The following is a 13703-nucleotide window of genomic DNA, read 5'->3' on the forward strand; positions in this document are numbered from 1 at the left end:
CTACCTCACTATGAACAAGAAGGTGTTTTAATGTATGATTTAGGTGATATTGTAGAAATGAAAAAACCCCATGCTTGCCAAGCCAATCGCTGGGAAATCATCCGCATGGGGGCAGACATTAAAATAAAATGTACCAATTGCGGCCACATCGTAATGTTGACCCGTCGCGATTTTGAAAAGAAAATGAAAAAAATTCTAGAAAAGAAAGTGTGAAGGAAATCATGGCATTAACCGCCGGAATCGTTGGCTTGCCTAACGTTGGAAAATCAACTTTATTTAACGCAATCACAAAAGCAGGAGCAGAAGCAGCAAATTATCCTTTTGCAACGATCGATCCCAATGTGGGAATGGTAGAAGTACCAGACTGGCGCTTGCAACGCCTGACTGAGCTGGTGCATCCGAAAAAAACAGTTCCTACAACCTTTGAATTTACTGATATTGCGGGAATCGTCAAAGGTGCCAGCAAAGGGGAAGGCTTGGGAAACAAATTCCTTAGTCATATCCGCCAAGTGGATGCGATTTGTCACGTGGTTCGCTGTTTTGATGATGAGAACATCACTCACGTAGAAGGACGTGTCGATCCCTTAGACGACATTGACACCATCAATTTGGAGTTGATTTTGGCTGATTTAGAATCCATCACCAAACGTTACGATCGCGTAGCAAAAGTTGCGAAAACTAAAGACAAAGAAGCCGTTGCCGAATTGGCTGTTTTGGAAAAAATCAAAGTTGCGTTAGAAGCAGGGAAATCCGCCCGCAGTGTGGAATTTACCGATGAGCAACAAAAAATCGTCAAAGGGCTATTCCTATTGACCAGCAAACCCGTCCTTTATGTGGCAAACGTGGCAGAAGACGAAGTAGCTGATGCCGACAACAACCATTATGTACAGGAAGTCCGCAATTTTGCTGCAACTGAAAATGCAGAAGTCATCGCTGTTTGCGCCCGTGCAGAAGAAGAAATCGCTGAATTGGATGATGAAGACAAAGCTGATTTTCTTGAAGCGATGGGCATCGAAGAATCCGGGTTGGATCAATTGATTCGGGCAGCCTACGATTTATTGGGCTTGGCAACCTATTTTACTGCCGGAGAACAAGAAGTTCGGGCTTGGACCTTCCGCAAAGGAATGAAGGCACCACAAGCTGCCGGTATTATCCATACCGATTTTGAACGGGGCTTTATCCGAGCTGAAACGGTTTCCTTTGAAGATCTTGACAAATATGGCACAATGCACGCCGCCAAAGAAGCAGGACGGGTCCGTTTAGAAGGAAAAGACTACGAAGTGCAAGACGGAGATGTCATGTTGTTTCGTTTTAATGTCTAAAAACACTATCATACGAGAAAATGGTATGGTAAAATTGCCTCTGGAAATGTCAAGAGCGAAGGGAGAATAACAAATGGAGCCAGAAACTCTGCGCACATATGTTTCAGAAAATCGTGAATTAGAAAAAGAACTAACAAAACGTAACCAACAATACATCTTTGATTTGAAAAAATCTTTGGATGCCGCCAATCTTTCTGAAGAAGAAAAAACGATTGCGCTGCATGAAATGCTGCCGGTTTTAGTAAAAGAACAAAAAGGGGGCAAAACTGCCCGCCAATTGTTCGGTACTGTCTCTGAACGAACCGAAGCTATTCTAAGTGCACCTGCCGAAAAAGAGGAATCTTCTCCGGTTTTGATGTGGCTGGATAATACCCTGTTATTATTGGGACTTTTCTCCGTCATGATCGGTCTGATGTCCTTTATCGCCAAAGGTCAAGGTCAATCTTACGGAATGCTGGCACTCTTGCTTGCCGCTATGGTCGGTGGTTGGGTCTTCTACCTGATGTATAAATACATCTATCAGTATGAACGCAAAGGTGCTGACAAGAGTCAACGACCAAAATTATGGAAGACCATCTTATTGCTGGTACCATCCTTCTTATTATGGATTATTGTTTTCAGCAGTTCGCCTTTGTTGCCAAAAGCCATCAATCCGGTTCTCGATCCAATCATTACAATCGTCATCGGTGCCGCAGCCTTTGGTTTGCGTTACTATTTAAAGAAAAAATACCACATCGTTGGCAGCCTATCCGTGCCAAGAAACTAACGTCGAAAATTTTCGACGTTTTTTTGATAGGTGAAAGAACCTCACGAATCCGTTTTGAAAAGAAAATCAATGGAGAGGTGGGTTCTTTCCTTTTTTTGCGTATAATAGAACCAAAGGATGGGATGATTTGGAATTAACAACATTATTAAAAGAAAAATTCGGCTATGATGCCTTTCGTCCGGGACAAACAGCAATCATCGATCAAATTTTACATCATCAAAACGTGTTGGGCATTATGCCAACAGGTGGCGGAAAATCGGTTTGCTATCAATTGCCGGCACTGGTTTTAGAGGGCTTGACCTTGGTTATTTCCCCTTTGATTTCTTTAATGAAGGATCAAGTGGATGCATTGAACGATATGGGAATTCCGGCAGCATTTATCAACAGCACCTTGAGTGTACCGGAAATGAATGAACGGCTGCGTTTAGCCGTGGACGGCAAGATCAAATTGTTGTATGTCGCCCCGGAACGATTGGAATCTTATGAATTTCAACAACTGCTGCGGCATGTGCCGATTGAATTGCTGGCGGTAGATGAAGCCCATTGTATTTCACAGTGGGGGCATGATTTTCGCCCCAGTTATTTGAAATTGGCGGAAACGATTCAGCAGTTTGATCAGCGCCCGGTGGTAGTAGCATTGACGGCCACGGCGACTCCGCAAGTTGCGGAAGATATTTTGCAACGGTTGCAGATTCCCCCAGAAAATAAAGTGATGACCGGCTTTGCCCGAGAAAATCTGGCTTTTCAAGTGATTAAGGAACAAAAAGATACCTATCTGCTGGAATATCTGCGGGTGAATCGGGAGCAAGCCGGCATTATCTATGCCAGCACCCGGAAAGAAGTCGAACGACTGTATCACTTATTAAAAAGCAAAAAAATTGCGGTTGGCAAATACCATGGCGGCATGAACGAGCAGGAACGTTCTCAAAATCAAGAAGATTTTCTTTTTGATCGTATTCAGGTCATGGTGGCCACCAATGCTTTTGGGATGGGAATCAATAAGAGCAATGTCCGGTTTGTGATTCATGCGCAGGTTCCCGGTAATTTGGAATCTTATTATCAGGAGGCGGGTCGTGCCGGTCGGGATGGCTTGCCCAGTGAAGCAATCTTATTGTTTGCTCCTCATGATTTGCAGATTCAGCAATTCTTTATCGATCAGTCGGAAATGGCGATTGATTACAAACAAAACGAATATTTAAAATTGCGGGAAATGAGCCAGTACGCCCATTCGCAAATCTGCCTGCAACGTTATATCCTGCGCTATTTTGGCGAGGACGGTCCCGATTGCGGCCGTTGTAGCAATTGTTTGGATGAGCGGGAAGTAACAGATATCACCATTGAAGCACAAAAAGTTCTGTCTTGTGTCAAACGGATGGGGGAGCGTTTTGGGAAATCTCTTGTAGGGAAAGTATTGACCGGCTCAAAGGATCAAAAAATCAGCCAGTGGCATTTTGAAAGACTGCCCACATATGGTTTGATGAAGGACTGGAGTCAAAAAGAAGTGGTTCAACTGATTGATTATTTGACTGCTGCCGGTTTTTTAACACCAACGGAAGGACAGTTTCCCATGTTGAAGGTCTCTGCAACCGGTGTCGAAGTCCTGCTGGGCAAACAGAAAGTTACTCGCAAACAAACGACGGTCAAAACGATTGTGGAAAATACAGAATTGTTCGAACAACTGCGACGGTTGCGAACCGAATTGGCGCAGGCACAAAATCTGCCACCGTACGTGATTTTTTCTGATAAAACGTTGCAGGAGCTGGCAGAAAAACAACCCCAAACAACATTGGATTTTTTGCAGATCAAAGGGGTCGGTCAAAACAAACTGGAGAAATATGGCACCGCCTTTCTGGAAATCTTAAAAGACAGCGGCAATTCTTAATAAATCCTACTTTTTTTGCCAATAAAATGAGAATTTATTTTGATTGTTTGACTTGTCTGATTTTTTCTGTTAATTTCATAAATAAAATTAAATTTGAGGAGTGGTACGGAAATGTCCAACTGGGAAACAAAATTCGCGAAAAAAGGTTTAACTTTTGATGATGTCTTGCTGATTCCGGCAGAAAGTCATGTTTTGCCAAACGAGGTAAGTATGCAAGTGCAGTTAGCCAAAAATATTCGATTGAATATCCCAATCATCAGCGCCAGTATGGATACCGTAACGGACAGTAAAATGGCGATTGCCATGGCTCGTCAAGGTGGGCTGGGTGTCATCCATAAAAATATGAGCATCGCTGCGCAAGCTGACGAAGTGCGAAAAGTGAAACGTTCGGAAAGCGGTGTAATCATTGATCCTTTCTTTTTGACGCCGGAACATTTGGTGGCGGATGCGGAGCACTTGATGGCAAAATACCGAATCAGCGGGGTGCCAATCGTTGAAACGATGGAAAACCGCAAATTAGTCGGAATCATCACCAACCGTGACATGCGTTTCGTGACGGATTATCGAATTCCTATCGCAGAAGTCATGACCAAAGACGAATTAGTAACGGCGCCTGTTGGTACAAAATTAGCGGATGCGGAAAATATTTTACAGAAACATAAAATCGAAAAATTGCCAATCGTGGATGAAAATAACCGCTTAAGCGGCTTGATTACCATCAAAGATATTGAAAAAGTCATCGAATTTCCTAATGCGGCCAAAGATGAACATGGTCGTTTGTTAGTAGCGGCGGCAGTTGGCGTAACCAGTGACACCTTTGAACGGGCGCAAGCCTTGCTGGATGCTGGAGCAGATGCCATCGTGATCGATACAGCTCACGGTCACAGTGCCGGAGTGATTCGTAAAATCAAAGAAATTCGCGAAACCTTCCCACAAGCAACGTTGATCGCTGGAAATGTGGCGACAGCAGAAGCAACCAAAGCCCTTTATGATGTCGGTGTCGATGTTGTCAAAGTGGGAATCGGACCTGGGTCAATTTGTACGACACGGGTGGTAGCCGGTGTGGGTGTTCCCCAATTAACTGCGATTTATGATGCAGCTTCTGTGGCCCGTCAATATGGCAAATCAATCATCGCAGACGGCGGAATCAAGTATTCCGGTGATATTGTCAAAGCTTTGGCAGCCGGTGGACATGCAGTTATGTTAGGCAGTATGTTGGCAGGAACAGACGAATCCCCTGGTGAATTTGAAATCTATCAAGGTCGTCGTTTTAAAACATACCGAGGAATGGGTTCGTTAGGCGCCATGGAAAAAGGCTCCAGCGACCGTTATTTCCAAGGTGGCGTTAACGAAGCCAATAAATTGGTCCCAGAAGGAATTGAAGGACGAGTTGCCTATAAAGGCAGTGTCTCAGATATCATTTTCCAAATGACTGGTGGGTTGAAATCCGGTATGGGTTATGTGGGTGCAGCCAATTTGGAACAATTGCGGGAAAATGCACAATTTATCCAAATGAGCGGCAACGGCTTGAAGGAATCCCATCCTCATGACGTACAAATCACCAAAGAAGCACCAAACTATTCCGTTGAATCTTAAAAACTGAGAATCTAACAAAACCCCCGCAGCAGTTGCTGTGGGGGTTTTTGATGGTACAAATCAATTTTCGATAAAAAGGAAAGAAGTTTCCGTCTAATTATTCAGCGACAGACTCCGATACGGCTTCGCTTTTTTCTTTGGTGCTGACGGTTTTTTTATAAAAAATAGCATATAAAACCGTGCAAAGAATTGGAATGATCGCTGAAAATAGATACAATCCGGAAAATGATAGGAAGCTGCGTAATTCACCCATAAGGTAAGGACCAACACCTAAGCCCAGATCTAAACCGATGAAATACGTGGAAAGAGCGATCCCAATCCGATGGCTGTTGACCTTTTTCAAACAAATCGCTTGTCCATTTGACATGAAAGTACCGTAACCTAAACCGATAAAGGCACCAGCCAGCAGTAGCATCCAGCTAGCAGAAGTAAAGCTCAACACGATCAACCCTAAAGATAAAAAGAGATAGCTGGGATACATGACATAATTTTCTCCCTTGGCATCAAAAATTCTGCCGGACAATGGTCTGGTAAAGGTAATGACTGTAGCATAGACCACGAAGAAGAAGGAGCTGGCTGTTACTAAATGGATGACTTGTGCGTAGGAAGAAAGAAAAGCCAACACACTTGAATAAGCCAAGCCAATCAAAAAGGCGATAAAGGAAATAAACAAGACCTTGTATTCGATAAAGCTGTCTAAAGACCATTTATTCAATAATGCCCGATGTTCTTCAGACAAGGTAATATTTTTTACCGGCATCATGAAACAACCAATGGTGGTAAATAAGATCAAAAGAACGGAGAAAAGAATAATGAAATAAAAATTGGTGGTATTCAGCAAAACCATACCAAGGAAAGGTCCGATGGCTGCTGCTAAACTGGTACTTAATCCGTAATAGTTGATGCCTTCGCCGTTTTTGGATTCTGGGATATAGGCGGTAACAATCGCATTCGTTGCAGTGGATACCGTTCCATAAGCAAATCCGTTTAAGAAACGTACCAGATACAAAATAGCAATGGTTGGCATATAAAAATAAGCAAGGGTGGTCAGCAGGTAAAATACCGCACCAAAACGCAAGACGGCTTTACGACCGAATAATTCCAGTTTCTTCCCAACATAAAGCCGGGCAAGCAATGTGCCGATAATGTAAATCCCAGAAGCAAGTCCGGCTTGTCCGGGGGTAGCTCCAAGATGATCTTGTGCGATGACGGCGATGATGACCATCAAAAGATAATAAACCAAAAAGACGATGAAATTGATAACAGTGATACTAATAAATCCTTTATTAAATAATTTTTCTTCCATTACGGATCATTCACTCCAATAAGTTTTAGTTTCTTGTTAAAAGGCTGGGTGCAGACGCATATCAAAATCGACCGTTGCAGTTTCTTCCTGACAAACGTTTTTCAGTTGTTGGATTTTTTGTTCCACATCGGCATAGTTTGAAGGGTAGCGATCCACCAGCTGACGAATAAACAAATCCCGAGTTTCCATGAAGCGCGCCAAGATTTCCCGCTGTTCTTTCTCCTCTGTTAGGGGTTGTGTTCGCAAAAGCAAATATTCTTGGTAGGCATCGTTGAGGAAAACCAACGCAGCTTCCCGGTCAAAACGTGCCCGGTAGGCAGCTTCTAGCCGGTCAATTAATAATTCTGTCCATTGTTCCATAGTAAAAACCTCTTTTCTTTTTTCTTTACGAGTGTCACTATACCAAGACAGAAACCAAAAAAAATGCGACTTTGCTGTTTTTTTTCGGTAATGACAAAAGGAAGAAACCTAAATCAACAACATTTATTACTATTTTTTGTAAATTTTCAGAAATAATTATTAGTGTATCTTATGAGTACATCTGTTATTATAGGTTGAGAAAAAGTTGTTTATTAGAAAAAGGGAGTGCACCAAAAAATGGATAGTAAGGTCTTAAGTGACTATCTGAATGAACACTCATTTCCGATCATTGTGAAGGAAAAGAAGAAGTATCTGATTTATGAAGGATTACAGGACAAGCATGTCTATATTTTGAAGAGCGGGGTAATCAAGACCAGCGTGATTTCAAAGGATGGACGGGAATTCAACATTGAATACATCAACGGCCTTGAAATCGTCTCCTTGTTAAAAGACGAGTATTCCCAATTTATCGATGCCCCCTTCAATATTCGGGTGGAATCAGAAAAAGCCGAGCTTTATCGCATCGACCGGGTGGAATTTTGGAAACACATCAACAGTAATCTGGAGCTGCAAAATTACGTTAAAGATTATTACCGGCTGCGTTTGCTCCATTCTATGAAAAAAATGCAGCAGATGCTGATGAACGGCAAATTTGGGGCAGTCTGCGCACAGATATATGAACTCTACGATATGTTCGGCGTTGATGTGGAGGGAAAAGGAATTTTGATCGATTTTGTCGTCACCAATGAGGAAATCGCTCGTTTTTGCGGTATCGCAGCGGCCAGCTCTGTCAATCGAATGATGCAGCAATTAAAAGAAATGGGTGCCATCGCAGTAAAAAATCGGCGTATCTGGATCAAGAATCTGGAGATTATCAAAGAAAACATTATTTTTTAACAACTTCAGCAATTATTCAAAAAAGGCTAAGAGCCGCGGAAATTCCGCAACTCTTAGCCTTTTCTTATTCAACATAACGTTCGTCTGTCATACCGAAGTATTGATGGAGAGGTTTTTGTTTGCCCGCCAATAAAGTATCGATAGTGACAAATTCATACCCCTGTGCTTGCAGGGTATCGATGATGCCGGGAACTGCCGCAATCGTTTCAGAGTGGATATCATGCATCAGGATCATGGCCCCGTTATAGGCACTGCCTGTCACCCGTGGCGTAATGATCGCTGCGTTTTTGGATTTCCAGTCTTCAGAATCAATATCCCATTGAATGATCGGCTTGCCGATCGTTTTTGCGGTTGCTCCATCAATTGCGCCATAAGGAGGGCGAATATTTCGTGGCAATATTCCGCTGGCTTCAAAAATCGCCTTGTCGGTCTTGCGAACTTCTTCTTGGACCTGTTCGGCATTTAAAGTCGTCAACTGAGGATGGGAATAGGAATGACTGGCAACTTCATGGCCTTCCTCGTGGACACGTTTTACCAATTCTTGATTGGCAGACACATTTTCACCCAGCATGAAGAAGGTCGCCTTAGCATTTTTTTCCTTCAGAATATCTAATAATTTTGGTGTCGTCACACCATTTGGCCCGTCATCAAATGTCAGTGCAATATATTTTTTCTTTGGATCGATGACCGGCAAGGCATCTTTCACTGTTGCCGGATCCACCAGCTGCGTATTGACATAAGCTGCAATATCTTTGTAAGCCAAGGTGATGGTCGACGTTCCCGTGTCATTTTTTGGCAAGGAGATCGTCAGATTTTCTGGTGTATAAGTGATCTCATTATCAAAACTGATCCGAGGCATAGTCAAAACCTTGTCGATCATTCCTTTTTCCTTTGAAGCATCCAGAATTTTTTGTTGGATCACTTGCTGAATACCCAAAAGATCTGCTTCGGAAGGGATAACATCTTTGATGGCAACCGCCTTACCGGTTTTTTGTGAGACATAAACCGGGGCTTCGCTAAGACCTTTGGCTTGTTTAAAGGTATTTTCTTTTTCGTTCCACCGATAATGCTCCGCCACTAATTGGTAGGTATCCAATTGATCGGTCACATGCTTGACAGCAACTTTGCTGACAAGAACCGCCATTTCATCTGCTTTGACCTGTTTTTTGATTTGATTGGCAAGTGCGGTTAATTTTTTATCTGCATCAGGAATCGGACTGTCATTTTGTGGAGTGTAGATCACCAATTTGACCTGTTCGTTTCCTTTAACGGTTTTCTTATTCGCTAATCCGCTTTGATCCCGTTCTTCTTGAATATCTGCCAACAAGCTTTTGGCGCTGTCGGTAAAGTGTTCCATCGCCTGGGCTTGATGCTGCTTCATTGAAAAAATCGAATAGCCGCCAACAAGGACGAGAGCTACAAATAAAATACTGATAATCGTAAAAATATTTTTTCCAGTGTTACTTTTTTTCGGCTGTTGGCTATGGCGCTGGCTACGGGTCGAATAGTGCTGATTTTCACTCATTTAGAGACCTCCGTAAAACAATAGAAATTATTAACTGTAACGGCATTGTAACATCTTTGTAACATTTCTTCAAGCCCAAGAGACAAACAAAAAATTAAATTAACGATCATTATTATTTAATGACCGTTACGCCGCCCATATAAGGAACTAAAACATCCGGTACTGTGACGCTGCCATCTGCATTTTGGTAGTTTTCCAACACAGCTGCCACTGTCCGACCAACGGCTAATCCAGAGCCATTCAAGGTATGGGCGTAATGAATTTTTCCATCAGCATCCCGGTAACGGATCATGGCGCGTCGTGCTTGGAAGTCTTCACAGTTAGAACAAGAGCTGATTTCCCGATAGGTGTCTTGCGCAGGAATCCAGACTTCAAGATCGTAGGTTTTTGCGGCAGAAAAGCCCATGTCTCCGGTTGAAAGAGCGACAACCCGATAAGGCAAATGTAATTTTTGCAAAATGTCTTCAGCATTGTTGGTCATTTTTTCTAATTCTTCATAAGAATGGTCTTCATCACTGAATTTGACCATTTCTACTTTGTTGAATTGATGCAAACGAATCAGACCACGGGTATCCCGACCGGCACTACCGGCTTCTGAACGGAAAGAAGGGCTCAAGGCGGTCACAGAGATTGGCAGCTCTTTGCCATCTAAAATTTCACCGTTGTAAAAGTTTGTCAAAGGAACTTCCGCCGTAGGGATCAATGTCAAATCTGAATTTTCTAATTGAAAGACATCTTCTTTGAATTTTGGAAATTGTCCTGTCCCAAACATAGCATTGCTGTTAACGATGTATGGTGTCATCATTTCAGTGTAGCCGTGTTCGTAGATGTGTTGATCCAGCATAAAGTTGTATAAAGCACGTTCTAGACGTGCACCAAGACCGCGGTAATAAACGAAACGACTGCCGGAAACCTTTGCTCCCCGTTCAAAATCGAGAATACCTAATTTTTCTGCGATATCCCAGTGTGGTTTTGGTTCAAAATCAAAGGTTCGGGGTGTTTCCCAGCGGCGGACTTCCACGTTGTCCTCTTCGTCTGCCCCAACAGGTACAGAATCAGCCGGTAGATTTGGCAAAGTGGTCGTGATCGTTCGCAGTTCTTCATCAATTGCGGCGATTTCCTCGTCGAAGGCTTTGATTTTCGTCCCGACTTCCTTCATTTCAGTGATTTTATCTGCTGCATCTTGCTTCGTCCGTTTCAATTGTGCGATTTCTGCAGAAACGTCATTGCGGTATTTTTTTAAATCTTCCGATTGAACTAGCAATTGACGGCGTTTTTCATCCAATGTCAAAAAGCGGGTCAAAATTTCTGCCGGTACGCCTCGTGTACTTAATTTCGTTTTTACCTCTTCAAAATTTTGCCGAATCATTTTTACATCTAACATTTTCGTTCCCCCTATAAATTATAAATAAAAAAAACTCCGCCCCAAAGCTATGCTTGGGACGAAGTAACGATCGCGTTGCCACCCAAGTTCAACATTTCTGTTGCCCTTGAAGACTTGTAACATAAGTCAAACGTTCCTTCTTTCGAAAGACCCATTGAGAAGTGGATTCCAAATCGTCCCTTACTGATTTGCACTACCCATCAGCTCTCTGAAAAAAAGAAGATTTGTACTAGGTTCTCTGTATTTTAGCCCTTTTGTTTGTACTAAGAATAACGAAAAAAATCTCCTTCGTCAACTATTCCTTTTTTGCCATTGCGCTATTGCGCTTGATAGGTAGATGGATGATAAAGGAAGTCCACTGGGGCGTAGATTTTGCATAGATATAGCCACCGTGCAAGGCGACAATACTTTGGGAGATCGCCAGCCCTAAACCGGTGCCGCCGGTTTCCTGATTGCGGGATTCCTCCACCCGATAGAATCGGTCAAACAACGAATCCAGCGCATATTTCGGAATCATTTCCCCATTGTTTTTAACCACCAGCACAGCTTCTGTTCCGGCTTTTCCCACTTCAATGATGATTTGTGTGGCGCCTTTGCCGTATTTCAGGGCATTGGTCAGTAAATTGTTAAAGACCCGCACCAGTTTTTCCGTATCACCATCCATGATCAATTGCGGAGCATCAGCCACCGTCTGAATCTGCACACCTTTTTTACTGGCTTCCAGTTCAAAATCCACAGCAAGTTGTTCCACCAGTTGAACCATATCAAAACTGGTCATGTTGATAGGGACACTTGGTTGCCGAACCTTCGTGTATTCAAAAAGATCCTCCACCAGCGATTTCATTTGCTTGGCTTTGACGTAAGCGGTGTGGGTATATTTCAGCAAATCTTCTTCTGAATGATACTGCCGATCCTCGATCAGCCCCAAATATCCGATGATCGAAGTCAAAGGGGTACGAATATCATGGCTGACATTTGTAATCAACTCATCCTTAGATTTTTCGATTCGCCGCTCATCTTCGATTGCAGCCACCGTACTGTCTACCAGCCCGTTGATACTGGAAACAACCCGATTCAAGTCTCCCCGTAGTTCAAAGGGAATGCGATGATCGTAATTGCCGTTAGCGATGTAATGCAGCTCGCTGATAATATGCCGCAGCTGCATTTGCCGATATCGGCGAATCAATCGCCAATACAAAACCGCCACATCAAGAATCAGAAAAAGCGGCAAAATAAAATTGCGGCCATTCCAAAAAATGTCAGAATCCAAGCGGCTGGCAAAAATATTTTTTGAATCCCAAATAGCATCTGTCAATGAAGGGGAGCTGTTGATGACAGAAGAGAGTACCACCAAAACAGCGACATTTAATAGTAACAATAAAATAATCGTTACGATTCCTTCTGCAAACAACTCGCTGATTTCTTTTGAGGTCAACGTGATATGTTTCTTTTTTTCGGTTTTATTTTGCATCTATCTTGTAGCCGACCCCCCACACAGTTTGAATGACCTTTTCGCCATCCGTCGCTTCCTCGATTTTATCTCGCAAATGACTGACGTGTACCATGACGGTTTTGGCAGAAACCACACTTTCTTGTTTCCAAACCCGTTCAAAAATTTCGTCGGCACTAAAGACCCGATTAGGATGAGAGGCTAGGAGATACAAAATGCCAAACTCCAACGCTGTCAGTTGGATCTCTTTACCCTCCACCGTTTTGACTTCGTGGGAATCTTTGTTGATAATCAGGGAGCTGACTTCCAGTACATCTGGTTGTTCTGGTTTGACCTGCATGCTGGTTCGGCGCAACAAAGATTTGACTCTGGCCATTACCTCTAAAGGATTGAAGGGCTTCGTCACATAATCATCTGCTCCAGCCACCAAGCCTTTGATTTTATCCATGTCAGTAGTTTTGGCAGTCAACATAATAATTGGAATCTGCGACTCTTTCCGCAGTTCCTTCACTACTTGCATCCCATCTTTTTCCGGCATCATAATATCTAAAATCAGTAATTCAATATCCGGCGTCGTGCGAATCTTCGAAAGAGCCTCTTTGCCATCATAAGCTTTTACCACTTCATAGCCCTCGTTGTGGATATAAATGCTCAGTAGTTCAACAATTTCCTTGTCATCATCAGCAACTAATATTTTCATAAATAAATTCCTCCTACTATATAATGTCAACTTTTCCTTCTTCACAGCTTAATAGTATCAAAAAAAAGCAAAAGTAGACACTTAAAGCCATTTTTGGTGCGATACTTTCGATTTATAAACAGCGAATGATTCTTCCATATAGAAAAAACACGAACGTTTATTTTGAAAACAACAAAATCATCGGAATAAAAAAGAATAAAACGAATAAAAAAACCATTACTTTCTATTACAAACGGATTCTTAAAAATGTTGATAGAACAACAATCTTTTGGTTGACTTAGAAGCGAATGCTTGGTATATTATTACATGTTCGCAAGAGAGAAACAACGCTTGAGAACAGCAATTAAAAAAGTTTGGAAAAAACTTAAAAAAGTGATTGACAGACGGCAAACAGATTGCTAAAATAACAAAGTCGCTGTTAAGCAGCCGAAGAAAATTCGTTTCAAACACTTTGTTAAAACGAAAAAAACTTCAAACTTTTAGTTGACAATCAATTGTCAATCTGATATGATTTA

Annotated in this window: 12 protein-coding genes and 1 other annotated feature; of the genes, 6 read left to right on the forward strand and 6 right to left on the reverse strand. The window is 42.4% G+C overall.

Annotated elements, in window-relative coordinates; all coding sequences use genetic code 11:
* Positions 1-30 precede the first annotated feature (30 nt).
* The 5 genes from BAU16_RS06460 to guaB all read left to right on the forward strand — a co-directional run bounded on the left by BAU16_RS06460 (position 31) and on the right by guaB (position 5566).
* Positions 31-213, forward strand: a complete 183-nt coding sequence (locus tag BAU16_RS06460) for a DUF951 domain-containing protein (RefSeq protein ID WP_048605318.1) — start codon at positions 31-33, stop codon at positions 211-213.
* An 8-nt stretch (positions 214-221) separates the two neighbouring features.
* Positions 222-1322, forward strand: coding sequence for a redox-regulated ATPase YchF (gene ychF / locus BAU16_RS06465; RefSeq protein WP_048604654.1), 1101 nt, complete (start codon positions 222-224; stop codon positions 1320-1322).
* A gap of 73 nt (positions 1323-1395) precedes the next feature.
* Entirely contained in the window at positions 1396-2088 is a 693-nt protein-coding gene (locus tag BAU16_RS06470; protein ID WP_048604655.1) for a DUF1129 domain-containing protein, read from the forward strand.
* A 127-nt stretch (positions 2089-2215) separates the two neighbouring features.
* Complete coding sequence (gene recQ / locus BAU16_RS06475; RefSeq protein ID WP_048604656.1) at positions 2216-3970, forward strand: DNA helicase RecQ; 1755 nt, start codon at positions 2216-2218, stop codon at positions 3968-3970.
* 111 nt (positions 3971-4081) lie between these two features.
* A complete protein-coding gene (guaB, locus tag BAU16_RS06480; RefSeq protein ID WP_161526749.1) occupies positions 4082-5566 on the forward strand; it encodes an IMP dehydrogenase in 1485 nt (494 codons plus the stop codon).
* A 97-nt stretch (positions 5567-5663) separates the two neighbouring features.
* Here guaB and BAU16_RS06485 read toward each other — a convergent pair whose 3' ends face one another.
* Both BAU16_RS06485 and BAU16_RS06490 read right to left on the reverse strand, forming a co-directional pair.
* Positions 5664-6872 carry an MFS transporter gene (locus BAU16_RS06485; RefSeq protein ID WP_048604658.1) on the reverse strand — a complete coding sequence of 403 codons (1209 nt, stop codon included), beginning with the start codon at positions 6870-6872 and terminating at the stop codon, positions 5664-5666.
* A 36-nt stretch (positions 6873-6908) separates the two neighbouring features.
* Complete coding sequence (locus BAU16_RS06490; RefSeq protein ID WP_048604659.1) at positions 6909-7232, reverse strand: hypothetical protein; 324 nt, start codon at positions 7230-7232, stop codon at positions 6909-6911.
* 237 nt (positions 7233-7469) lie between these two features.
* On the opposite strand from BAU16_RS06490, the gene BAU16_RS06495 reads away from it, so the two are divergent.
* Positions 7470-8129 (forward strand): Crp/Fnr family transcriptional regulator, encoded by a 660-nt coding sequence (locus BAU16_RS06495; protein ID WP_048604660.1) that lies wholly within the window; start codon positions 7470-7472, stop codon positions 8127-8129.
* Between the two features lie 64 nt (positions 8130-8193).
* Here BAU16_RS06495 and BAU16_RS06500 read toward each other — a convergent pair whose 3' ends face one another.
* The 4 genes from BAU16_RS06500 to BAU16_RS06515 all read right to left on the reverse strand — a co-directional run bounded on the left by BAU16_RS06500 (position 8194) and on the right by BAU16_RS06515 (position 13188).
* A complete protein-coding gene (locus BAU16_RS06500; protein ID WP_161526750.1) occupies positions 8194-9654 on the reverse strand; it encodes a polysaccharide deacetylase family protein in 1461 nt (486 codons plus the stop codon).
* 112 nt (positions 9655-9766) lie between these two features.
* On the reverse strand, positions 9767-11038 hold the full coding sequence (serS, locus tag BAU16_RS06505) for a serine--tRNA ligase (RefSeq protein ID WP_048604662.1): 1272 nt from the start codon (positions 11036-11038) through the stop codon (positions 9767-9769).
* Positions 11039-11089: 51 nt separating this feature from the next.
* Positions 11090-11285 (reverse strand) — a binding site (T-box leader).
* A gap of 48 nt (positions 11286-11333) precedes the next feature.
* Positions 11334-12509 carry a sensor histidine kinase gene (locus BAU16_RS06510; RefSeq protein WP_161526751.1) on the reverse strand — a complete coding sequence of 392 codons (1176 nt, stop codon included), beginning with the start codon at positions 12507-12509 and terminating at the stop codon, positions 11334-11336.
* On the reverse strand, positions 12499-13188 hold the full coding sequence (locus BAU16_RS06515; RefSeq protein WP_048604664.1) for a response regulator transcription factor: 690 nt from the start codon (positions 13186-13188) through the stop codon (positions 12499-12501). Before BAU16_RS06515 ends, BAU16_RS06510 begins: the two co-directional genes overlap by 11 nt.
* Positions 13189-13703 lie beyond the last annotated feature (515 nt).

Source organism: Enterococcus sp. JM9B (assembly GCF_009933265.1).
Lineage (GTDB): Bacteria > Bacillota > Bacilli > Lactobacillales > Enterococcaceae > Enterococcus_C > Enterococcus_C songbeiensis.

What these genes read in the sequence shown, in the direction of transcription:
- BAU16_RS06460 (WP_048605318.1), top strand. Translation starts at nt 31, where the DNA reads ATGTATGATTTAGGTGATATTGTAGAAATGAAAAAACCCCATGCTTGC.
- ychF (WP_048604654.1), top strand. Translation starts at nt 222, where the DNA reads ATGGCATTAACCGCCGGAATCGTTGGCTTGCCTAACGTTGGAAAATCA.
- BAU16_RS06470 (WP_048604655.1), top strand. Translation starts at nt 1,396, where the DNA reads ATGGAGCCAGAAACTCTGCGCACATATGTTTCAGAAAATCGTGAATTA.
- guaB (WP_161526749.1), top strand. Translation starts at nt 4,082, where the DNA reads ATGTCCAACTGGGAAACAAAATTCGCGAAAAAAGGTTTAACTTTTGAT.
- BAU16_RS06485 (WP_048604658.1), bottom strand. Translation starts at nt 6,872, where the DNA reads ATGGAAGAAAAATTATTTAATAAAGGATTTATTAGTATCACTGTTATC.
- BAU16_RS06490 (WP_048604659.1), bottom strand. Translation starts at nt 7,232, where the DNA reads ATGGAACAATGGACAGAATTATTAATTGACCGGCTAGAAGCTGCCTAC.
- BAU16_RS06495 (WP_048604660.1), top strand. Translation starts at nt 7,470, where the DNA reads ATGGATAGTAAGGTCTTAAGTGACTATCTGAATGAACACTCATTTCCG.
- BAU16_RS06500 (WP_161526750.1), bottom strand. Translation starts at nt 9,654, where the DNA reads ATGAGTGAAAATCAGCACTATTCGACCCGTAGCCAGCGCCATAGCCAA.
- serS (WP_048604662.1), bottom strand. Translation starts at nt 11,038, where the DNA reads ATGTTAGATGTAAAAATGATTCGGCAAAATTTTGAAGAGGTAAAAACG.
- BAU16_RS06510 (WP_161526751.1), bottom strand. Translation starts at nt 12,509, where the DNA reads ATGCAAAATAAAACCGAAAAAAAGAAACATATCACGTTGACCTCAAAA.
- BAU16_RS06515 (WP_048604664.1), bottom strand. Translation starts at nt 13,188, where the DNA reads ATGAAAATATTAGTTGCTGATGATGACAAGGAAATTGTTGAACTACTG.